19 protein-coding genes and 1 other RNA gene are annotated in these 20967 nt (G+C 47.5%); 10 read left to right on the top strand and 10 right to left on the bottom strand.

All coding sequences use genetic code 11. The features are described from left to right. Nucleotides 1-99: 99 nt before the first annotated feature. A complete protein-coding gene (locus ELR70_RS17525) occupies nt 100-978 on the top strand; it encodes a hypothetical protein (RefSeq protein WP_054015835.1) in 879 nt (292 codons plus the stop codon). A 193-nt stretch (nt 979-1171) separates the two neighbouring features. Here ELR70_RS17525 and ssrA read toward each other — a convergent pair. Further along, nucleotides 1172-1528, bottom strand: a transfer-messenger RNA (tmRNA) gene (gene ssrA / locus ELR70_RS17520). A 586-nt stretch (nt 1529-2114) separates the two neighbouring features. On the opposite strand from ssrA, the gene ELR70_RS17515 reads away from it, so the two are divergent. Continuing rightward, nucleotides 2115-3749 (top strand): FapA family protein, encoded by a 1635-nt coding sequence (locus ELR70_RS17515; RefSeq protein ID WP_054017112.1) that lies wholly within the window; start codon nt 2115-2117, stop codon nt 3747-3749. A gap of 49 nt (nt 3750-3798) precedes the next feature. Here the strand turns inward: ELR70_RS17515 and rnt are convergent, their stop codons facing one another. Next, complete coding sequence (gene rnt / locus ELR70_RS17510) at nt 3799-4464, bottom strand: ribonuclease T (protein ID WP_054017111.1); 666 nt, start codon at nt 4462-4464, stop codon at nt 3799-3801. Nucleotides 4465-4742: 278 nt separating this feature from the next. Here rnt and ELR70_RS17505 point away from each other — a divergent pair, with 278 nt between their 5' ends. Continuing rightward, nucleotides 4743-5618 carry an OmpA family protein gene (locus ELR70_RS17505; RefSeq protein ID WP_054017110.1) on the top strand — a complete coding sequence of 292 codons (876 nt, stop codon included), beginning with the start codon at nt 4743-4745 and terminating at the stop codon, nt 5616-5618. A gap of 44 nt (nt 5619-5662) precedes the next feature. Here the strand turns inward: ELR70_RS17505 and mnmC are convergent, their stop codons facing one another. Then, nucleotides 5663-7648, bottom strand: coding sequence for a bifunctional tRNA (5-methylaminomethyl-2-thiouridine)(34)-methyltransferase MnmD/FAD-dependent 5-carboxymethylaminomethyl-2-thiouridine(34) oxidoreductase MnmC (gene mnmC / locus ELR70_RS17500; RefSeq protein WP_054017109.1), 1986 nt, complete (start codon nt 7646-7648; stop codon nt 5663-5665). A 180-nt stretch (nt 7649-7828) separates the two neighbouring features. Here mnmC and fabB point away from each other — a divergent pair, with 180 nt between their 5' ends. The 3 genes from fabB to ELR70_RS17485 all read left to right on the top strand — a co-directional run bounded on the left by fabB (nt 7829) and on the right by ELR70_RS17485 (nt 10599). After that, nucleotides 7829-9043, top strand: coding sequence for a beta-ketoacyl-ACP synthase I (fabB, locus tag ELR70_RS17495; protein ID WP_054017108.1), 1215 nt, complete (start codon nt 7829-7831; stop codon nt 9041-9043). A gap of 353 nt (nt 9044-9396) precedes the next feature. Further along, the gene (locus tag ELR70_RS17490; protein ID WP_054017107.1) at nt 9397-10032 is read left to right on the top strand and encodes a hypothetical protein; all 636 of its coding nucleotides are present in this window, start codon (nt 9397-9399) and stop codon (nt 10030-10032) included. Between the two features lie 9 nt (nt 10033-10041). After that, nucleotides 10042-10599 (top strand): hypothetical protein, encoded by a 558-nt coding sequence (locus tag ELR70_RS17485; protein ID WP_054017106.1) that lies wholly within the window; start codon nt 10042-10044, stop codon nt 10597-10599. 59 nt (nt 10600-10658) lie between these two features. Here ELR70_RS17485 and smpB read toward each other — a convergent pair whose 3' ends face one another. Then, a complete protein-coding gene (gene smpB, locus ELR70_RS17480; protein WP_046004234.1) occupies nt 10659-11138 on the bottom strand; it encodes an SsrA-binding protein SmpB in 480 nt (159 codons plus the stop codon). A 129-nt stretch (nt 11139-11267) separates the two neighbouring features. Between smpB and ELR70_RS17475 the strand changes: the two genes are divergently transcribed. Beyond that, entirely contained in the window at nt 11268-11705 is a 438-nt protein-coding gene (locus ELR70_RS17475; RefSeq protein ID WP_046004233.1) for an SRPBCC family protein, read from the top strand. Beyond that, nucleotides 11702-12025 (top strand): RnfH family protein, encoded by a 324-nt coding sequence (locus ELR70_RS17470; RefSeq protein WP_054017105.1) that lies wholly within the window; start codon nt 11702-11704, stop codon nt 12023-12025. The genes ELR70_RS17475 and ELR70_RS17470 overlap by 4 nt, the downstream gene beginning before the upstream one ends. Before the next feature lie 63 nt (nt 12026-12088). On the opposite strand, the gene ELR70_RS17465 is transcribed toward ELR70_RS17470, so the two are convergent. The 5 genes from ELR70_RS17465 to ELR70_RS17445 form a co-directional block, all read right to left on the bottom strand. Further along, entirely contained in the window at nt 12089-12541 is a 453-nt protein-coding gene (locus ELR70_RS17465; RefSeq protein WP_054017104.1) for a DUF2069 domain-containing protein, read from the bottom strand. Next, nucleotides 12538-13089, bottom strand: coding sequence for an NAD(P)H:quinone oxidoreductase (gene wrbA, locus ELR70_RS17460; RefSeq protein WP_054017103.1), 552 nt, complete (start codon nt 13087-13089; stop codon nt 12538-12540). Before wrbA ends, ELR70_RS17465 begins: the two co-directional genes overlap by 4 nt. A 4-nt stretch (nt 13090-13093) precedes the next feature. Beyond that, complete coding sequence (gene arsC / locus ELR70_RS17455) at nt 13094-13441, bottom strand: arsenate reductase (glutaredoxin) (protein ID WP_054017102.1); 348 nt, start codon at nt 13439-13441, stop codon at nt 13094-13096. A gap of 178 nt (nt 13442-13619) precedes the next feature. Then, nucleotides 13620-15071: a M48 family metalloprotease gene (locus ELR70_RS17450; protein WP_054017101.1), complete on the bottom strand. Its 1452-nt coding sequence runs from the start codon at nt 15069-15071 to the stop codon at nt 13620-13622. Between the two features lies 1 nt (nt 15072). Next, a complete protein-coding gene (locus tag ELR70_RS17445) occupies nt 15073-15738 on the bottom strand; it encodes a hypothetical protein (RefSeq protein WP_054017100.1) in 666 nt (221 codons plus the stop codon). Between the two features lie 373 nt (nt 15739-16111). On the opposite strand from ELR70_RS17445, the gene ELR70_RS17440 reads away from it, so the two are divergent. After that, a complete protein-coding gene (locus tag ELR70_RS17440) occupies nt 16112-17188 on the top strand; it encodes an AI-2E family transporter (RefSeq protein WP_054017098.1) in 1077 nt (358 codons plus the stop codon). A gap of 182 nt (nt 17189-17370) precedes the next feature. Beyond that, entirely contained in the window at nt 17371-19614 is a 2244-nt protein-coding gene (locus ELR70_RS17435) for an aminotransferase class V-fold PLP-dependent enzyme (RefSeq protein WP_235577141.1), read from the top strand. A 35-nt stretch (nt 19615-19649) separates the two neighbouring features. Here the strand turns inward: ELR70_RS17435 and ELR70_RS17430 are convergent, their stop codons facing one another. After that, on the bottom strand, nt 19650-20684 hold the full coding sequence (locus tag ELR70_RS17430) for a LacI family DNA-binding transcriptional regulator (RefSeq protein WP_054017096.1): 1035 nt from the start codon (nt 20682-20684) through the stop codon (nt 19650-19652). Between the last annotated feature and the right edge of the window lie 283 nt (nt 20685-20967).

The raw sequence follows: 20967 nt of genomic DNA, 5'->3' as shown, positions 1-20967 counted from the left end.
AGCCCCTCCCGATGCCCCATGATAGTGCGCCTTCATGAATTGATTCAACAGAACTGTCTGATGCATACTAGCAGCCTCAAAGTGTGAAAGGATTAACAGATGGTAGATAAAACTAACCCCGCAACAATTGATGAGCGCACTACATTGCAGAAGATAGACTTCGTAGTGACCAGGGCGGCCCCTGCAGCCATAGCTATATTATTTATATTTTACTTTTTAAATTTTTATGATGGCGTAAAAGATCAGTCATCATTTGGTGCGTTTGGTGATTACTTTGGCGGTATTCTAAATCCTATACTTTCGTTTTTAACAATTATCATATTGGTTTATGCCACTCGATTACAGGCGAAAGAGCTAGAGCTTACGAGGGGTGAGTTAAGGGAAACAAAATCGATCCATCGCGACAACTTAAAACTGCAGAAAGAGGTCTTACAAGAGCAGAGCAATCAGCATGCGTTAAAAGTTCTAAGTGAGAAACTTGAAGTTCATGCATCAAAATTCATGGAAATTGTGAATCAACCGCTCTTACTCCCTCCTGAACCAGTGCATGCAAAAAGAGGAAAGCACTTGGTTAACTTGCTCTCAATAAGCAAGAAGTCCGGTAGATATATTGAGTTACTAGATGATGCCGATTTAAATGAGTACATTCGGTCAGTGTCTTTATTTACCGAAATGGCATCGCTCACCATGAGTAATGCGGCCCGGGATTTGCGCCAGGTATCGAAACTGAATATTCCTGCCACTCATATACCAGACCAATTATTGATGCGCCCACTCAGCATGATGCACGTTGTTGAGAATGGATTGCGTCTCTTAGATGAAAGAAGCAATCAACGGCCTGGCTTAAACTCGACTACATACGGAGAGTTTACGGGCGTCTTACATGAGCTTGGGAAGGCCAAGCAGTTACTTACGTATGAGTATAATGACGTTCGCCATAGGCAGCTCGCCATATATCAAGAAAACGATCGTGGTTGAGAGCTAGGGGCGGAATGTTGCACAAACTAACATTGTGGTAACTGTATCAATTTGGGTAATTTCCGAATTTTGCGTGCCGTATTTGTGACCCCACGTGACCAAATTAGGGCACGTCGTAACCACTATAGAAACACCCCTAAAAACAAAAACCCCATCAAAAACAGTGTTTTGATGGGGTTTCGGTGTTGCTATGTGGTGGAGCTGGGGGGATTTGAACCCCCGTCCAGAAAGCGTCGACCTTCGGTCCTACATGTTTAGTATCGTCTTTTGGTTAACCTTTAAGTCTCGGACGAACACGATAAGTAAAGGCGAGGCCGCTTAGTTTTAGCCCTTCAACCCCGGCCAGGGTTTCCGTAGCGATCTTGTGTAGGGTGACACTCCAGAACCAGAACCACAAGCATTTCATGGAGGAGTGCTAGCGGGCTATTATGCCGCTAGAGCGTAGTTATCGTCGTTTGCGATTACTTTAAATGCGGCTTTTTTACGAGGCCAACCGCCCCTCGACATGCACCTCAGGCTTCATGAATCCTGTCGAATCCTAATCAGCCCCTGAAATCTCTTTCAGTCAGTGATTATGATTATACCCAATAAAATCCCTAAAGCTCAAGCTAAGTTTGCCGATAAGTACAGTGATAAGAACTACTTGGCGGTTTTATACTCAAGTCTCATTTACAATCGTTTATATTTTGTGTAGTTGAGTGACTGGTTGGGCTTAACAATTAGGGAAGGTTGTGCTCAAATAAGGCAAGGCGATGGTTGTTTTAACTTGTCGCTGCGAGTCAGTTTGACCGGTTCGTACCTGTTTTATCTAGGTTTGAATTTTGGCTGCATCTTAGATTATGGGAAATATAGCACTTTGGTTGTATTTTTTCCAAATTATTTTTGTTGTTTGCCAAGATTAGCTTGCATAAATAGGTACAACTGTAAAATGATGGGACTTGATGTTAGCGCATTAAAAAGCATGCGTGCTTTATGGCGATAACATAACAGGCTGTTTTCTGTTTAGACTCTACTCAGATTGTCAGCAAGGATGCAATACAGTATTAGAGGTTACGCAGCGGCCCTTGCCCTATGTATAGACCTGGTAGTGCATAATAAATTTAATAACATCATGCATAATTTTCGGGAAGTAAGTGATGTCTTTGTTTCATTTTGATGAGGAGTCAGGGTACGTTTCAATCAACGAACACCCTGCAAATACCGGATTTCCGGCCAGTTCCGCGCAGCTTGTTGAAGCGCTGGAAAGCTCTCCTTATGCCGACTTTGATATCATACATGCCAATATCGGGCAGTTGTTTTCGCCGTCGGATGATAGAGAAAAGGATTCCTTAATTGTAGCTAAGGCGGTTGATGCCGAGCTGTCTATTCGGGTCGATGACAACAATATGATGGCCGAAGCTCGACTGACGACAGCACGGGGCGGCAAAATGGTGACCATGGAGCAGGCCCGTGAAGCACTAAAATCAGCCGGGGTAAAACGCGGGATCAGCAAGCAAGCACTGGATACTTTCTTAGGTCAGCAGTTTGAGCAGTCTCCTGGTAGTGTCTATAGTGGCATTGTTGCCCATGGTCAGCGTGCCAAAGATGGCACTGACGCCAGATTTGTTCGTTTGTGTATGACAGCGCAAGACAGAGTTCTAAGCCCGCAACAAAAAGACGGTGGCAAGGTTGATATGCGCGACCTCGGTGCCATCATTACCGTCAGTCCCGGTAGCCCGCTGATGAAGCGTGTGCCGCCAACGCCAGGCGAAGAAGGGTATTCTGTATTTGGTGATGTACTTGAGCCTAAACAGGGTAAAGACTTTGCCCTGGAGGTACCGGAAGGCACCAAAATCTCTCCCGATGATCCTAACCTGTTAATTGCTGACTCCAAAGGGGTACCCGTGGCTATTCCTCGTGGTATTCGCGTGGATGACGTGCTGTGTTACGACCAGGTTGATGTTACGACGGGCCACATTGAGTTTGATGGCAGTGTGATTGTCAGTGGTGATGTTAAAGACGGTATGAAAATTAAAGCGTCTGGCGATATCACCGTGATTGGCTTTGTTGAATCTGCACACCTTGAAAGCAATGGCGCGGTGACAGTTATGCTGGGCGTGATAGGTCGTAAGCGCGAAGAGGGCGAAGACTTCAGTTGTTGTATAAAAGCAAAACGCACCGTTTCAATTGGTTATGCACAGTATTGCCATATTGAATCTGAGCAGGATCTGTTGATTGAACGTCAGGTATTACACTGCGATCTCAGAGCCAAGCGCATGATCCGGGTCGGCAAAGGCGACACGCCCAGAGGTAAATTGATCGGCGGCACAGTATACGACGCCATGCGTATTGAAGCGGGTGAAGTGGGTGCACCTTCGGGTACCCGAACGCGCATAGCGTTGGCGCAGGATTGGCATATGCTGAAGAAAAAACAACAAGAATTTAAAGATCTTGAAAAGCGTCTTGCCGATAAAACCCTTGCTCTGAAGCGGGCCCAAATCAAAGCGCAGAAAGCACCAGCGTCTACCAAACGCGACGCCTATCTCAGCAAACTGGCAGTGAATGAGCAGCAACTCAGTAAACATTACGCGCGTAATCAACGCAATATGAAGCTGGTACAGCACAAGCTGGCAAGGCTGTTAAAGATGAGCCGGATCAAAATCAACGAGTTAATGCATCCGGGGATCGAACTCACCATTGCCAGAGACAGTAAGTCATTTTCTCGGATTTATCCGCCGCATTCGGTATTGCTCGATGAGGGGAAGATCACTCAGGAATTTGCTACACAGTAAGGTTGTCGCGATACCTGTGGCGGGTATCGCGCATGATGTTATTCCTCGGCTATTGAGCCGATTCGTCATCCTCTTCATCCGACATGTCAGGTAAAGGCCAGCCACCCAGTGCCTGCCACTTATTTACAATATGACAAAACAGCTCTGCGGTGCGTTCGGTATCATACAATGCTGAATGTGCCTGGCTGTTGTCAAACTCAATCCCTGCGGTACGACAGGCTTTTGCCAGTACTGTCTGGCCCAGTGCTAACCCTGCAAGCGAAGTGGTGTCGAAACTCACGAACGGATGAAACGGGGTGCGTTTGATTTTACAGCGCTCGATGGCAGCATTTAAAAAGCCGTGGTCAAACGCGGCATTGTGAGCCACCACAACCGAGCGCTGACAGCCCGCGGCCTTTTGGGCTTTGCGTACTGCCTTACAGATCTCTTTGATTGCTTCTTCTTCGTCTACTGCGCCGCGTAAGGCACTGAAAGGGTCTATGCCGTTGAAGTCTATCGCCGATTGTTCGATATTGGCACCTTCAAAAGGCGCAACATGAAAATGGACCGTGTGGTCCAGGCTGAGCAGGCCCTGGTCGTCCATCTTGAGCATGCTGACGGCAATTTCCAGCAGTGCGTCGGTGTCTTTATTAAAGCCTGCGGTTTCAACGTCAATGACGACGGGAAAAAAGCCGCGAAAGCGCTTTGCGAATAGGGTTTGCTCTTGTTCTGCCATAATCTGCTTGGTTTACTAATTTGAGCGGCCTATTATACTGATCAGAAATAAAGATGCGAACTTAGTGGCGCGTTTCCTGCTTCAGTATGCGTATCTGGCAGTACAGCCGTCATATCAGGTGTACCGTTTGAGGTTCAGGTGTCAGAACTTTGCCGTTCAGTAGCTTGATATTAAGGCACGATTATTGCTTTGACTTTCAGTAAGACGCTAACTACAGGCTGTCCTGTTTGCGGGCACTGCGTCTAGTTCGGTATTTTTGTTCAAAGCGGAGTAAAAGCGTGAAGTTTAATACAAACCTGATCATTGCCATGACATTGAGTATCCTGACGCTTCAGGCACAGGGCGCAATGCGGCAATACTCTGCCACGGCAGACAGCTCGCAATGGTTTGTTGACAGAACCACCCGATTGTCGTGCGCTTTATCACATGAAGTTCCTTACTACGGTGAGGCCATTTTCTCTGCAACAGCAAGTAAAAACAAAGACCTGACTTTTAATCTGGATATGGTTGTAAGGCCCGATACTTACGACTTTGCCGGGCTGGAGTCGGTGCCGCCTGCATGGCGAGCCGGGTTGCCGGCACGGGTGATGGGCCAGATGAAGTTATTGAAGAAATTTGATGGTGAACTGACCAACGACATCTCCTGGGAAATGTTGACTGAGCTCGAAAAGGGCTATTATCCCACTTTTTATTATCAGGACTGGCAAAACCAGCACGATCAGATCTCCGTGGCGCTGTCTTCAGTGAATTTCAAAAAAGCTTACTGGGAGTTTTTGCAGTGCCGCGACAACCTGCTGCCTTACAGCTTTGAAGATATTGCCTTTACGGTGATGAATTATAAGTTTAACAGCAGCGAACTCACCAAGTCATCGCGCAAACGCCTGGATATGATTGGCGAGTACCTCAATAATGATCCTGACATTGAGTCGATTTATATTTCGGCGTACACGGACAGCTATGGTGGCCGCTCGGTCAATATGGCGATGTCGAAAAAGCGTGCAGAAGCCATTAAAAGCTATATGGCGTCTAAAGGCATACCAGAAGACAAAATTGTCACGGATGGCTTCGGTGAAAAACGCCATGTTGCGCCGAACGATACACCCATCGGACGTGATAAAAACCGCCGCGTGGTGATCCAAATCTCCAAACCATAATAGCAAGGCTCCCGTTTTGGGAGCCTGACGGCATTGCACATTATTTAGATTTTGTTTCTGATCAAATCCCGAACCACAAAGCGGGCAGGGTGCAGTGCCTGATTCAGTCGCTCGCTAAGCGGGCGCGGTTCATCACACAGTGCAGCAATCAGGTGTTCAGTCACCAACGGCGCACTACACAATCCGCGTGCGCCAAATCCCGTCACTACATGCAGACCTTCATGAGGTTGCGTTAATGGTGCAAAATCATGATGTTTGCCTCGGCGCAGATTGGCAAAAGCGTCGCACAGACTGGTTGGATCCGGCACCTGACCTATCATGGGGAAGTGATCGTTAAAGCAGCAACGTACTGCCGCTTTGGCCCCTGTGATTTCTCCCAGGCTCTGATCAAACTGCGTATCGCCATAAAAGCCCTGTAACTGAGCGCGGTTGGTGGCATTATCCTGCTCGGTGACTTCACGGCCCTTGCTGTATTTTTCAAACGTCGCGCCCATACAATGTTCGCCCTGCAGGCTGGGTGTAAAGTACCCTTTGTGGCATAACACTGTTGCGAGCGCGGAAGAGGCTTCGCCGGCCTGGATATGAGAAACCTGGCCCCGCACACCATGCAATCCTAAGTGTTGTGTCTGAGCAAACCCGTCGCTGTGCTCACCGCCACATACAAAGACGTCAGAAAACGGCCCCTGCCACTGAGCATTAACGAGCAGGTACCAACCATCTTCACGTTTGTCGAGTTCGCAGACATTAGCATTAAAGTGCTGCTGACCCGGGCACTTAGCCTGTGCTGCGTTGTAGACGGCTGCGGTCAACTGAGGTGGGCTTACCCAGCCGGCCTGTTCGATAAACAGACCATCGAATGGGGTGTCTATGTTGGCCAGCTTTTGTGCTTCTGTGACTGAGACATAGCGTATTAATGAGTCTGGAAACAAATCACTGCTGGCAATTTTCTGGTGTTGTGTCCGTTTGCCATCGGTCACACTTTGCAGCAATACGCCGCACCAGTCATGGTCGTAGCTAAAGCCAGCTGCTTCGATTTGCTGATAAAAACGCCGCGCGTATAAAAAGCTCAATGCATACAACTCACTGGTGGTGCTGTATTCGGCCTGCAGGTTAGGATAAACGGCGCCCTGGCGGTTGTGTGATGCACCACCGGCGAGGGTTTCATCCTTACAAAATAAGGTCGTACTGATGTTGCGTTTGGCAAGCTGGTAGCTCAGGCAGGCTGAGCCAATACCGCCACCAATGACGGCAACGCGTTCGAGCTTACGAGCTGTGTGGCGATAGTATTGTGGGTTAGCCGCCTGCTGATTCGCCTCATTAAACTGACCGATCACCATTTCCCGTTTGCGGCCATAACCTTTGACTTTTTGACAGTCAAAACCGGCTTGTTGTAAGCCCCGTCTGACAAAGCCCGCTGCGGTAAAGGTGGCGAAAGTGGCATTGGCCCGACTCAGCGCTGCCATGGCATCAAACAGAGATTGTTGCCACATATCCGGGTTTTTGCTGGGAGCAAAGCCATCCAGGTACCAGGCATCTACCAGGCCGTTGGGCGCATACGAGAGCTTTGGTAAAGAGGCATGTACATCACCAAACCACAGATCCAGAATGACCTCACCGCCATCAAACTCAAGGCGATGACAGCCTTCAATGGCATCCGGGTATTGTGCGCACAATTGTTGTGCTTGATCCGATAAATCTGGCCATGCTTTTAAGGCTTGTCGTAAATCTTCAATCTTGATGGGGTATTTTTCAAATGAAATAAAATAAAGACGTTGAACATTGCGCTGTGTTTTCAGGCGCTGAAACTGAGCCCAGGTATTAAGAAAATTCAGCCCTGTGCCAAATCCGGTTTCGGCAACCACAAAGTGGTCCCTGTCATGGTTAAGTAATCGGGTATTGAGCTTGTTTTGTGTGTAAAAAACATAATCCGACTCTGCCTGGCCGTCGTCGTTCGAAAAGTAGACATCGTCAAAGCTGTCTGCGACCGGCGTGCCTGCGTCGTTAAAGTGTATCTGGGCGTTGCGTATCATAATGAGTCTAAAAGTTCGCTACTAAATTGGTGGCTATTTTACGGATTTTATTTGCGTTCGTCCGTTGCATTTTAACAAATATCAGTTCAGAGTACGTGTGTACGCTGGAAAGCTGACCACTTGGTACCTGGTTTCAGCGTAGAATACGCGTAAATTTAAAAAGTCCTAAGGGAATTACCCATGAGAAGAGCCGTTATTACGGGTATCGGTGTAGTGTCAAGCATCGGTAACAACAAGCAAGAAGTACTAGAATCTTTGAAAGCGGGTAAAAGTGGTATCGCTTTTAACCAAGAGTTCGCAGACATGAATCTGCGCAGCCAGGTATCGGGCAAGCTGGATATTGACGTAAAGTCTCTGGTTGACCGTAAAGCACATCGCTTTATGGGAGATGCAGCTGCATTTTCTTATATTTCAATGGCGCAAGCGATTGAAGACTCAGGTCTGGCACCTGAGCAGGTTTCTAATGAGCGCACGGGTCTGATCGTTGGTTCAGGTGGTGGCTCATCTAAGTATCAGGTTGAAGCCGCAGACATTCTGCGCGAGAAAGGCGTTAAGCGCGTTGGTCCTTACATGGTACCGCGTACTATGGCCAGTACTGCGTCTGCCTGTCTTGCTACACCGTTTAAAATCAAAGGTGTAAACTACTCTATCAGCTCTGCGTGTGCGACTTCTGCGCACTGTATTGGTAATGCGGTAGAGCAAATTCAGCTGGGCAAACAAGATGTGATCTTTGCCGGTGGTGGTGAAGAGCTACACTGGACCCTGGCAATGGAATTCGACGCAATGGGTGCATTGTCTACTAAGTACAATGAAGCACCAGAAACGGCTTCACGTACGTACGATGCAAACCGTGACGGTTTTGTTATCTCTGGCGGTGGCGGTATCGTGGTTGTTGAAGAGCTTGAGCATGCACTGGCACGTGGCGCACACATCTATGCTGAAATTGTTGGTTACGGCGCGACATCAGATGGCTATGACATGGTTGCACCGTCTGGCGAAGGCGCTGTGAGATGTATGAAGCAGGCAATGCAGGATCTCGAAGGTCCAATCGACTATCTGAACACCCATGGTACTTCAACGCCGGTTGGTGATGTTAAAGAGCTGGGTGCAATCCAGGAGCTGTTTGGTGACAATTCTCCGGCGATCAGCGCAACTAAGGCAATGACAGGTCACGCACTGGGTGCTGCTGGTGTTCACGAAGCGATTTACTCATTGTTGATGCTTGAAAACAACTTCATTGCACCATCTATCAACATTGATGAGCTGGATGAACAGGCACAAGGCCTGGATATTGTGACTGAAATGCGCGAACGTGAGCTGAACACTGTGATGTCGAACAGCTTCGGTTTCGGCGGCACCAACGCAACTTTGGTGATGCAAAAATATAAAGGTTAATCGCGACTCGATCTGCGTTTACCAAGGAAAAGCCAGCATGCAAAGTGCTGGCTTTTTGCATTCATTTGTTCACCCGTTTGAATAAACTGGCAAGCCGGCCAGCCTCGTCTATTATCAACACTTATCATCACATTTCGTCCGCTGAAGCAAAACATGAGAGCGCGTTTAGACCGTGCACCTGGTCAGGCAAAAACACTATGACTTAAAAGCACGGATCTTAGTCAGGCGGCACCAAACATTGGTTATAGTGTGTTGCCATGGCGTTGGCACAAAACCGCGTAGTGAGCAGACATCATTGTGATTGGGACTTTGGCAAGACGCATTACGCCGCGTAGCATCATTAAGGAAAGGGCATGGCAAAAGTTGAGAAAAGTTTAAAACTGGGCGCAGGGCTTGTCTTTGGGCTGCTTATTCCTTGTGTGCTGCTGTTTTACGCGGTGACTGGCATCAAAGAGCTGCCGGGCGCAGTGGAACATAAAGGATCACTGGAGAGCGTGGTTAAAACGTTCTCTACAGCCCAGAGTTCGCTTAAATCGGCCAATGATTATGCATTTTTGTCTATGTTGGCAGCAGAAAATGCCAATCAAAAGGCGATGCTGAATAAACAAGTGATGAAAGTGACCGTGATACAGATTGGCTTCGCGGTGATTTCCCTTGGCTTATTGTTTATTGTGCTTGGCTTCAATGAGGGCGGGGTGAGTGCATCTGGCGGTGCCTCAGAGGTTACCTTTGATATCAAAACCGGTTCAACGGGGCTGGCGGCGATAATCATAGGTGCATCCATGGCGACGGTAGGAGGGTTGCAAAAAAATGAATATTACACAGTCTCTGTACCACTCTACCACAGCTCTCAAACTGCCATTAAAAATCAACTGACACTCATGCTGCAAAGCTGTACCAAGTCGTATAAAGGCGCTGAGGAAGCAAATGCGCGCGATAAGTGTTTTACAGCAGCGGTGAGCAAGCGGTTTCAATTAAAAACCAAATAAGGAAAAGCAATGAAATTGGTATATTCATTCATTTTTATGATGTTTGCCCTATCGGTGCGCGCGGAAGTGTTTTGCTTTACGGTTACAATTGATGGTAAAGACATTGAACACTGTGTTGATTTTGGGAGCATCCCGCCAGAAGACATTATAGCAGGTGGAGGAGATTGCGGTGGCAGCAGTGAATGCGGTTATAACTGGTTAGTTATTGATGGTCGTCTCATCAAAGTGCATCGACCTAGTGTTATGTCAGGTGTATCGAATCCCTTGGTAATTGAGCAGCGGCAAGTAGCACACGTGGCATCTTCCATGGAAGCGATTAGAGCCTTGCTGCAGACACAAAAGCAAGGAGAGCTGACACTCAAATCTGATGAGCTCTTATCGGGAGTTGAGTCATTTTTGGGTCACAATATGAAAGAGGAAGAAACTAAGCAGGTGATCAAGGCGCTTAATTTTGAACCTGACTTTGTGCAGGGGAGTAAGGTTAAACAAGTTTCTGTGGATTTGAAAACACTGAGTCATGCAGATATTAAGCTACTGAGTGTAAAGTCAGTGAGAAACCAGCCCTAACAAGTGACTGATAAGCAAAGAAGGTGGGCGTGCTAAAACAATACACGCCCATTTTTGCATTACGCTTTGTGTTTCATCAGACGCTCTTTGTCGCGTGACCAGTCTCTGTCTTTGATGTCGGCGCGTTTGTCATGCATCTTCTTACCTTTAGCAAGGTGGAATTCGAGCTTAACCCAGCATTTTTTCCAATACATGGCGGTCGCCACCAGTGAAAAGCCATCGCGCTCTGTCGCTCCGATCAGGCGGTCAATCTCACGCTTTTTAAGTAACAACTTGCGATAACGCATAGGGTCGCAAATAACGTGCGTTGAGGCGCTGTTGAGCGGCTGGATTTGACTGGCAAGCAGAAAGGCTTCGCCGTCTTTAAGGTGAATATAGGTATCGGTGATATTGACCTTGCCAGCGCGGATGCTTTTTACTTCCCAGCCCTGGAGTTCAATACCGGCTTCGAACTTGTCGTGTAAAAAATACTCATGACGCGCCTTTTTATTCAGCGCTATGGTATTGCTATTTGATTTGTTTGGTTTTTTCTTTGCCATAATGGCGTAGTCTACCTTGTATATCGGCGCGGATCAAAAATTGTGGTTATTTTCCCCCAGTCGCCTGTCACAAACAAGATAAATCTTGAAAACCTTGGTAAAATCGCTTTGTTAGAGTTTGGAGAGCGTATGCCACAAGTAGAAAAAAGTGCGTTAGTGATGTACAGCACACAAGAGATGTTTAACTTGGTCAATGATGTTGACGCTTACCCCGCATTTTTGCCTCATTGCTCCGGGGCGCGGGTGATTGATACTTCGGATCAGGGCATGACTGCAAGCCTTGAAATCTCTAAGGCGGGTCTGACCAAGTGGTTTACCACTAAGAACCAGTATGAAGGCAATCGGGTCAGAATGCAGCTGGTCGACGGTCCGTTCAAATCCTTACATGGATATTGGGAGTTTATTGAGCTGGACGAGCAAGCCTGTAAGGTGTGCCTGAAGCTTGAGTTTGAATTTGCCAACAAGTTGATTGAGCTGGCGTTTGGCCGCATTTTCAATGAAGTAGCGAAGAACATGGTGTCGGCTTTTACACAGCGAGCTAAAATTGTATACGGAGTGCGCTCATGATCCAGGTTGAAGTGGTATTTGCCTTGCCCGAAAAGGCCACAACGCTCAGTGTTGATGTGGCTGAAGGCACCTCAGTGGAGCAGGTTGTGTTACAAAGTGGTATTCTTGAGCGCTGCCCGGAAATTGATCCGACGAATCTGAGCCTGGGTGTCTGGAACAGGACGGTGAAGTTAAATCATGTGGTACGCGACGGGGATCGGATTGAGGTGTATCGTCCGCTGATAGCCGACCCCAAAGAAGCACGTCGTCGCCGTGCAGAAAAGGCGAAAGAAGAAGGGCGTGCCAATAAAATCACAGGTGGCCGCCCGCTGTCGAACTAAAGTTCAGGTATGAGTATGGCCACCGGGTTGATATGTAATACGCAATGAGGTGGCCTGAGCGATTTACTTCTCTTCGTCCTTCAGCTCACTTTGCTCGTAAGCTGCCTTTTCATCCGCTAAGTCCTGCTTTAGCTTACGGATCTTCAGCCCCAGCTCCTGGCCCCTGTGTCTGGCATAGTACGTACAACCAATAAACATGCAGGTGGCAAAAAACAATTCGAGTAAAATTAAGGGCATTTCTTCGGGAGACACCCACAGCAGGGTGAGACTGTGCGTAAAGTAGATCAACACGATGAAATTGGCCCAGGCATAGGTGTAAGGTTTGTCCTGAATAATGCCTTTTAGTGGCAGCAGCAGGGGCAAAATGTATACCGCAAACACAAAGCCGGTACTGTAGCCTTCACGCGGCGCTAATACAAACAACCACAGAGGCATGAGAATTAACAAGCCCACATAGCCTATAAGGGCTGAGGCCTGAAAGCGTTTTGTAACGGGTTTTTTGGGGATCTGGCTCATGATAATTTATTGCTAATGGTAAACAGTCGTTTTGCAAGTGCCCGGCAGATTTTCAGCTCGGTGTCTGTCAGCTCGCTGCTGTTGTCCATGCCGGCGACATGGGTTGCGCCATAGGGCGTGCCACCACTGGTGGTCGACAGCAGCTCAGGCACATCGTAAGGAACACCCATCAACAGCATGCCATGGTGTAGCAGAGGCAGTGACAGATTAAGCAGGGTCGCTTCATTACCACCATGCATGCTGCTGGAAGAAGAAAACACACAGGCTGGTTTGTCGATAAGCTGGCCTTTTAGCCAGATATCACTGGTTGTTTCCCAGAAGGTTTTTGCCTGCGATGCCATCATCCCAAAGCGCGTTGGTGTGCCAAAGGCAAGTGCATCGCAGTCAATGAGATCTTGCTTCGACACCACAATGTCATGGGCCTGTTTTGCAACAAAAGTGCGCAGTCTGACTTGTGCACCATGAAACTCCAGGGTTTCTGCAATTTCATGTGCCATGGCTGCAACAGAGCCATGGCTGGAATGATATAAAACTAAGATCTCAGGCATAGGATCACAGAATATCCAGAACGGATTCAGGTGGACGGCCAATGGCGGCTTTGTCACCTTTCACGACGATTGGTCTTTCGATTAATTTGGGATTTTCCAGCATTGCCTGACGAATGCGCGCTTCGTCACTGTCTTTGCTCAGGCCCAGCTCTTTATAAAGTGTTTCTTTACTGCGCACCAGCTGGTGTGCAGAAGTAAAGCCTAATTTTTGTAACAGAGCACTCAGGGTGTCTTCATTGATAGGCGTTTTAAGATATTCGACAACCTCAGGTTGAACGTCCCGAGATTCCAGCAAAGCCAGAGTTTCTCGAGATTTTGAGCAACGAGGGTTGTGGTAAATCGTAACTGACATATAAGATCCTTTACGGTATTAATACTTATCTGATTCAACGCAAATTGTACCGTATCCTGCAAGCCATGCCTACGTTTTTCAGGTCAAGCGCCGGTTGCCTTGAGGGTGAGGCGTCGATAGGCGACTGGGTTTCCCCTGAGCGCATGGTTTTTCCAGTTTACGCTCAGGGGGCACTGGCTTAGAGTTTAGCCAGCTCTTTTTGCATATCCCGGTACTGAGTTAGTAAGGCTTTTAAGCGCAACCGACGTACGGTTTCTTCTTTTTCAACGTGGTTAAGCGCCTTCTGAATTTCGTCTGCCGCCCGCATAAAGGCACCATAGTGACTAAGCAGGCTGGCCTGGCTTTCATGGTAGTCTGCTTTGGCATCCATTTTTTTGTAAGTATCAGTAAGCAGCTGCCTGGCAAGAACATGCCCCGGTTTTTCCAGTAAAAAGACCTTCAGAAGTTGCTCGGCCAGCTTATATTGCTCGCTTTTAATAGCGACGTTGGCGTAATTGAGCGTGATAACCTGATTGTTGGGTCTAAGCTCATGTTTTTCGCCTAACAGCTTAGTGATCGCTGTATAGTCTTTTTTTGCCAGTAGCAGATCTGTGTATACGTCCAGATAGAAGAGGTTGTTTGGTTCAGCATTTAACAGCTTGTCCATTAAGCTTTGTGCCTTGTCCAGTTTTTTCTGATCCAGGTAAGTGATGGCCAGTCCATATTCCAGTGCACTTTTGTCCAAGTCGGAGGATTGTTTCAATGCCTGTTCAAAATAGGCTTGTGCTGCCTTACCCTCCAATTGATATCTGGCGATAACCCGGCTTTTCGCTAGCTGAAACTGTCGGCTTTTTGGCACATACCTTTGTTGATATTGCTGCGCACGCAGACGCACGTCTGACACTCGGGAGTCGGGCAGCGGGTGAGACATTAAAAAGACCGGCGCTTTGTTTTTAAAGCGCACCTGGGCGGCCAGTTTGCTTAAAAACTCACTGGAGGCGTTTGGATCAAAACCCGCATTATACAAAGTCTGCATACCAAAACGGTCGGCTTCTTGTTCAGCTTTTCGGCTGTGAGTGAGCTGGTTCAGCGCAGACTGAGTCGAGCTGGCTGACAGGATAGCCATGCCTGCGTCGGGGGCGATAACGGTCGCCAGAATACCGGTGATCATACCCGCAATTGTCAGCGCGCTGTTGTCTTTTGCTTGCTGGATCCTTCGTGCCAGGTGACGTTGTGTCACATGGGCTATTTCGTGCCCCAGTACTGAGGCAAATTGACTTTCGTTGTCGGCCTGTGCCATCAACCCGGTGTGCACGCCAACATGTCCACCATAAAACGCAAAAGCGTTTATATCTTTATTTTCAACCCAAAAGAATGAAAAGGGAAAACGTACATCATTGGCATTGGCAACCAGTTTATTGCCTAATGCTGAAAGGTATTCATCAAGCACAGGATCCTGCACAAGCTTAGAGCCTGAGCGGATCTGCATCATCATGATTTCGCCGATGGCTTGCTCTTTATCTATGGGGAGTACTTGTACCGCAGAAGTGCCCAAATCAGGTAGTTTTAATGAGGACTGAGTGAAGCCTGAGGTCGAAACAGTCAGTGACAGGGCACACACAGATGCCTGAAACAGTTTTTTTAACTGCATTCTAATCCTTATTTATATCATCGCCGAGCATGATCTTGGCAATGTCCACTTCATCGCTGCATGCCCGGGCGTCTTTTTCGCATAACATATAAAAGTCTTTTATTGAGACCCCATCGACCTTAATAACGTTCAATTCTCGTTGCAGCATGGTCAATGTTTTGTGCACCACCTTGTGCGCGTGAAGGATAAGCGCTTTGTCTGCGGTATCGCCCCGGTCAAAATAAAAAGCGATAAACTTATGGAGCTGATTGAAACGCAACAGGACTTTCATGGTATGTGGGTCCCAGACGTTAAACTCAAGATATTTGTTGTCTTTGAGGTATCTGTCGACTTTGACCCCTTTGGCAATGGGGTAAGCCCACAATTCAAAACCGCGGTCCGTAAATACCTGATGCAAAGACAAAGCGGGTGCATTATCACAGTGGATAAGACCATTTTCGTCTTCGTATCCACCAAGCAAAGATAAGTTCCAGTTCCGTTTGTCTAGCAGACGTTTAACGGCGTGATCAAATCCATGTTGAAAAATCCCTTCACCTTCGCTAACCGAAGAGGCAACAAGATGATAAAATGGCGGCAACTCACCCCAGTTAATTTGTTTTTTAAACCAGTTTATTTCTTTTAAGGTTGGGTTGTCAGGCAAACGCGCCTTGTTGTTCGCACCAGGCATGTGAAAATCCGAAAAAACACTATCTCTGTTATAAGGATAACGCATTGACCGAGTTCAGGCTATACGGTTTGCAGACAGAGTAAATCCGAAACGTGCTAAGGTACAGCAAAAGAGTTGTAATAGGTTGAAAGTAGAATTAAAAAAGGCCCTAGCAGAGTGATAGAATATGATTTACGCCCTTTGCGGTGTCCGCAGCTTTTTGTTCAGTTCAAGTGGCAGCTTAAACAGGCGAAGCTTAAGGCAGATGCCGTGCGATTTTTTTACACGAAAGAACAAGACCTGCGAGATGTAATGCGCTATTTAGACAGTCAAGATATGGTATTTCAGCATAATCAACAGTCAGAACCATTTTTTATACAAGTGGAGTGTGTAAATGATTGAACTCATTAAGTCCTGGTATCGGGCCAAGTTTTCAGATCCAAACTCAGTAACGCTGTTGCTGATGTTACTGGCGATGGCCGCGCTATTGTATTTCTTTGGGACTTTTATCATCCCGGTATTGGTGGCTATTGTGATCGCTTACCTATTAGACTGGCCGGTTACTCGTCTGCAACGGCTAGTGCCTAGCCGACAGATGGCGACCAATATTGTTATGCTGGTGTTTGTGAGTGTCATGCTGGCGTTGATGTTTGGCATTTTGCCGGTGTTATGGACACAAACCAGTAATCTGGTGCAAGAAGCACCGACAATGATTGAAGAGGGCAAGTACTATTTGTTGCATTTGCCCGATAACTATCCAAACCTTATCTCCGCCGAGCAGGTGCAAAACCTGGTTGGGACGGTTGAAACTAAGTTGTTTGAATTCGGACAGCAGGTCGTGTCAGCGTCTCTGACTTCGATTAAAGACGTGGTGGCCTGGCTGATTTATTTGGTGCTGGTGCCTTTGTTAGTGTTTTTCATGCTCAAGGATAAAAGCCAGTTAACCACAGGCTTGTTACAGTTAGTGCCAAAAGAAAGACGCCTTATTAATCAGGTTTGGGAAGAAATGGACCACCAAATCATGAACTACATTCGAGGTAAAGTCTTTGAGATCATCATAGTGGGTTTATCCAGCTTTGTCGCGTTCACCATTTTGGATCTGCGTTATGCCGCTTTACTTGGCACTTTAGTTGGGTTCTCGGTTTTGATCCCTTTCATTGGCGCGGCTGTAGTCACTTTACCCGTTGCCGCGGTTGCGCTGTTCCAGTTTGGTATCGCCCCTGAATTCTGGACTGTGTTAGTGGTCTACGGTGTGATCCAGGCATTGGATGGTAATGTCCTGGTGCCTTTATTGTTTTCAGAAGCGGTTGATCTCAACCCTGTCTATATCATAGTTGCCGTATTGTTCTTTGGCGGTCTGTGGGGGTTCTGGGGAGTGTTCTTTGCAATTCCTCTGGCCTCACTGGTAAAAGCACTTCTCAACGCCTGGTCAACTCAGCATCAGGAATATCTGGCCTCTGAGGCTGACTGATCTCTCTCATCTGACAGGTGGCGAATTCGCGTCACCTGTTGCTTTTGTGCTCCTTCCCGAATGTTATCTTGTACCATTTTGGAATAACGATCTTCATTTATACAGCAAATGATTATTATGCTTGCACTGCCTTTTGTGTAGAATGGAATATGATATTCTATATTGTTATAAAGGAGCGCCGTGTGATCCAGTCTGAGCAAGACCAATTAATCTACCTCGATGCTAATGCCACTACACCGGTATTACCCGAGATTGCCAAAGTTGTGGTACATACCATGCAAGTTTGTTTTGGTAATCCCTCTAGTGCCCATATTACGGGTGTTCAAGCTAAGCACCTGATGGAAGAGGCCAGAAACAAAGGTCGGGAGGTGATTGGGGCAACAAGTGGTGAATTGCTTTTTACCTCAGGCGCAACAGAAGGAATACAGACTGCAATTGTTTCTGCGCTCAGTGATTACGTTCAGCAAAGAAACAAGCAGTATGCACACCCCGTTCTAATGTACGGCGCGACAGAACATAAGGCTGTGCCAAATACCCTAAAACACTGGAACCGCTTACTTGGCCTGAATGCTCAGATCCTGGAAATCCCGGTAGACTCGAAGGGGTTACTGGATCTGGACTTTATCGCCGAACATATTGAGCAAGCCGTAATGATCTGTACTATGGCTGCGAACAACGAAACGGGAGTTAAGCAGGATCTGGCTCGCCTGGAGCAGGTGATCCGCGAAGGTAACACGCAAACGGCCTGGATGGTAGATTGTGTGCAGGCGCTGGGTAAACTACCGCTTAAGCTGTCTCAAACTACGATTGATTACGCCCCGTTTTCTGGACATAAACTCTATGCACCGAAAGGGATTGGGTTTTTATATATTCGCAGCGGCAGTCCCTATACACCCTTTATCGCAGGTGGCGGCCAGGAATCGGGCATGCGTTCCGGTACAGAGAATATCCCGGGTATTGCCGCGCTCAGCAAACTGTTTGATATGTTGCTCGATAAAGAAAACTCACCTTTTAACTCAGTGGCGCAGCTTGAAAAGCATCGTAGTATGCTGGCTGAAGCCGTTAAGACGACGTTTAAACAAGTCACCTTTCATCATGACTTTGCGCTGTCTGTTCCGACCACACTGAATTTTTCGGTAGATCACCTGACCAGCAAAGAGGTGATTGACCTGCTGGATGCGGCGGGTATTCGTGTCAGTGGTGGTTCTGCCTGTAGTTCGGGCTCCAGTCGAAGTTTTGTACTGGATGCGATGAATGCGCCTGACTGGCAAAGCGAGAATGCCATCCGGCTTTCATTTGGGCCTGCTGACAGTGAAGCCCAGATCCGCCGTGCATGTGATACGCTGAAAAACTTAAAGCCTATATTAGAGAATAACTGCCTGGTGGTGTCGGATAGTACTGCACCTGAGCAGGAAGCCTGTGCCGTAGGACTAACCCAGTTACGCCATCAGGGCGCTTGCTGCTGGTTGTATGTGACAACTGATAAACAAGCGGTGATCGTTGATCCGGTTCCGGAGCTGGTGCCCAGATTGCAGCGTTTACTCGACAAACAGGGATTGAGATGTAGTGCATTGCTTAAGACGTACTTGAGTGAGCAGGCCACCGACGCCGTGAACCTGTTAGCCCACAATCTGACTGATAAAAGAGCCGTGGATGAGTTCGGCTGGCCTGAAGGCGAGTCAGGTGGCCTGCTACAGGGGGCTCTGAAAAAACTCTCCCTGGCAGATAGCAATTTCCAAGAACGCTGTTATTTGCTTATGCAGGGCGAGGATGTGTCTGCCTGCTTCGTTGGTAAGTTATTACTTCCTCAGGGGTTGGGAGATAGTCAGGGTGAAACCTCACGCGCGATGTCAATGGCGGCAACTTTGCTCCGTCTCAACGAGGTGCTTGATGACAATAGTCTGATATGTAGCGCATTAGATTATCAGCAGTGTTTTGCTATTAACTGGCATGCGCAAGTGCAGATAAGCCCGCTCTTGGGTCGGTTGCTTAACGGAGCATGCTCCACTGATGAATTCGTGGAGCAAAAAGCTGGTATGGATCGCGATTCAACCACATTCAGAGAGCGTTTCCTTGGTGCACTTATGGACTCGGCAGTGCCATCGGTTCAGTCGCTCAATAAAGCGGCTGCCGGAGATTGGCTGCAATCTCATCAGGGCGTGATTATTGACTGTCGTGAACCTTATGAGTCGGATGTCTCGAGACGTGGGATCACGGAGTTGTTCGGTGAGCTGGCTTCCGGCCGGGTACTGAATATCCCATTGAGCAGAATGACGGATGTGCTGAGAAATGGTGCTTTGAATTCATCGCAGCATTATCTGTTAGTATGTCGAACAGGCAATCGCTCAATGCAAGCAGGCAACACGCTTGCTTTGCTCGGTTTTGACAGGGTAGCCAATCTGGCTGGTGGGTTGGCGCTGAATTGATGCATGTGTGCCCCGGCCTTGCCGGGGCATGTGGTTTATCGAGGTGCCGGGCCGGTACTTTCTCGTACCACCATATTTGGCGTAAACGTGGTAACTATGTCTTTGTCGTGATTACGGCTACCGCGGGTCTTAGAAAACAACAACCGTGCAGCATGTTCCGATATCACGTTATTGGCCTGATGCGCAGTCGTTAACTTTGGCCATGTCTGGCGCGAGAAAGGTGAGTCCTCAAAGCCGGAAATGGACAGCTGAGCGGGTATCTCGATATTCATTAAACGTGCAGCAAATAGCGCACCTGCGGCCACCTCATCGTTACCTCCTAAAATTGCAGTGATCTGATTAGGGTTACCATCTTTAAGTAATGCTTTTGCGCCGTTAACACCTGATTCGAAAGAATAGGTGCCTTTATATATATAGTCTTCGTTGAAGGCTATCTGATGATCGGCTAAGGCTTGTTTATAACCTGCCAGTCGTTCGGTTGTTGATTTGTGTTCCTCATCACCACAAACAAATGCAATGTGTTTGTGTCCCAGCGTTATCAGGTGTTCTGTTATCTCATAAGCGGCTGCAAAGTCATCAACATAAATACAGTTTCTGGCGTTTTCTTCCTGCTCGTTGTGACCAGATAATAAGCGAACATAGCTCACGCCCAGTTCATCCAACATATCAATGATAGGTTGTTGCTCCGATAAAGGCGGAGTTAGCACCAATCCAGCAAGGCGCGAACGCTTGATCATAGTGGCAATCTCTGCCTGCATATCTTCGCGCTGTGCGTCGCAAGGGTGGATCACCAGCTCGTATCCCTCTTCTTTACACCGAGACAAAACACCATTTTGCATATCTATGATGTAGTAAGCATTGGGGTTGTCATAAACCAGACCAATGGCAAATGAAGACGTACCAGCCAGGTTCCGTGCGGCAGTATTGGGTTGGTAGTTAAGCTCTTTGACGGCTTGCATCACCTGATCGTAGGTTTTTTTGCGTACCGATGGTTCCTTGTTGATCACGCGCGATACGGTTTTCATCGACACGCCAGCGTGTTTTGCTACATCGTTGATGGTTACTTTCATCTTGTTTTTCTTCTGTGAGAGAAGGTGGTACTATATTGTGTACAAGCGACTAACTGCGTACTTTATAGCGCGATCATTGCGCATTCCTGATGACTCGCAGTCGGGTTTTTACTCGGTATAGTCCGTGCCTTGATTTCATAAAATGATCATTTAATGCTTCTAGTCTATCCAATTTACTCTCAAATTAGCAGCAAAAAATCTACCAAATAAATTAATGATACCGGTGTCAAAAAGTCAAAATTCGGGTATTATGCGCAATGTAAAATTGATTATTAGCTATTTG

This window comes from Pseudoalteromonas sp. R3, from assembly GCF_004014715.1.
In the GTDB taxonomy this organism is placed as follows: Bacteria; Pseudomonadota; Gammaproteobacteria; order Enterobacterales; family Alteromonadaceae; genus Pseudoalteromonas.
Note: the sequence above shows the minus strand (reverse complement) of the source record. Positions and strands in the feature narration are given on the sequence as shown.

Bases quoted from the DNA above. Each gene is read 5' to 3' on its own strand.
- ELR70_RS17525 (WP_054015835.1), top strand. From the start codon at position 100: ATGGTAGATAAAACTAACCCCGCAACAATTGATGAGCGCACTACATTG.
- ELR70_RS17515 (WP_054017112.1), top strand. From the start codon at position 2,115: ATGTCTTTGTTTCATTTTGATGAGGAGTCAGGGTACGTTTCAATCAAC.
- rnt (WP_054017111.1), bottom strand. From the start codon at position 4,464: ATGGCAGAACAAGAGCAAACCCTATTCGCAAAGCGCTTTCGCGGCTTT.
- mnmC (WP_054017109.1), bottom strand. From the start codon at position 7,648: ATGATACGCAACGCCCAGATACACTTTAACGACGCAGGCACGCCGGTC.
- fabB (WP_054017108.1), top strand. From the start codon at position 7,829: ATGAGAAGAGCCGTTATTACGGGTATCGGTGTAGTGTCAAGCATCGGT.
- ELR70_RS17490 (WP_054017107.1), top strand. From the start codon at position 9,397: ATGGCAAAAGTTGAGAAAAGTTTAAAACTGGGCGCAGGGCTTGTCTTT.
- ELR70_RS17485 (WP_054017106.1), top strand. From the start codon at position 10,042: ATGAAATTGGTATATTCATTCATTTTTATGATGTTTGCCCTATCGGTG.
- smpB (WP_046004234.1), bottom strand. From the start codon at position 11,138: ATGGCAAAGAAAAAACCAAACAAATCAAATAGCAATACCATAGCGCTG.
- ELR70_RS17475 (WP_046004233.1), top strand. From the start codon at position 11,268: ATGCCACAAGTAGAAAAAAGTGCGTTAGTGATGTACAGCACACAAGAG.
- ELR70_RS17470 (WP_054017105.1), top strand. From the start codon at position 11,702: ATGATCCAGGTTGAAGTGGTATTTGCCTTGCCCGAAAAGGCCACAACG.
- ELR70_RS17465 (WP_054017104.1), bottom strand. From the start codon at position 12,541: ATGAGCCAGATCCCCAAAAAACCCGTTACAAAACGCTTTCAGGCCTCA.
- wrbA (WP_054017103.1), bottom strand. From the start codon at position 13,089: ATGCCTGAGATCTTAGTTTTATATCATTCCAGCCATGGCTCTGTTGCA.
- arsC (WP_054017102.1), bottom strand. From the start codon at position 13,441: ATGTCAGTTACGATTTACCACAACCCTCGTTGCTCAAAATCTCGAGAA.
- ELR70_RS17450 (WP_054017101.1), bottom strand. From the start codon at position 15,071: ATGCAGTTAAAAAAACTGTTTCAGGCATCTGTGTGTGCCCTGTCACTG.
- ELR70_RS17445 (WP_054017100.1), bottom strand. From the start codon at position 15,738: ATGCCTGGTGCGAACAACAAGGCGCGTTTGCCTGACAACCCAACCTTA.
- ELR70_RS17440 (WP_054017098.1), top strand. From the start codon at position 16,112: ATGATTGAACTCATTAAGTCCTGGTATCGGGCCAAGTTTTCAGATCCA.
- ELR70_RS17430 (WP_054017096.1), bottom strand. From the start codon at position 20,684: ATGAAAGTAACCATCAACGATGTAGCAAAACACGCTGGCGTGTCGATG.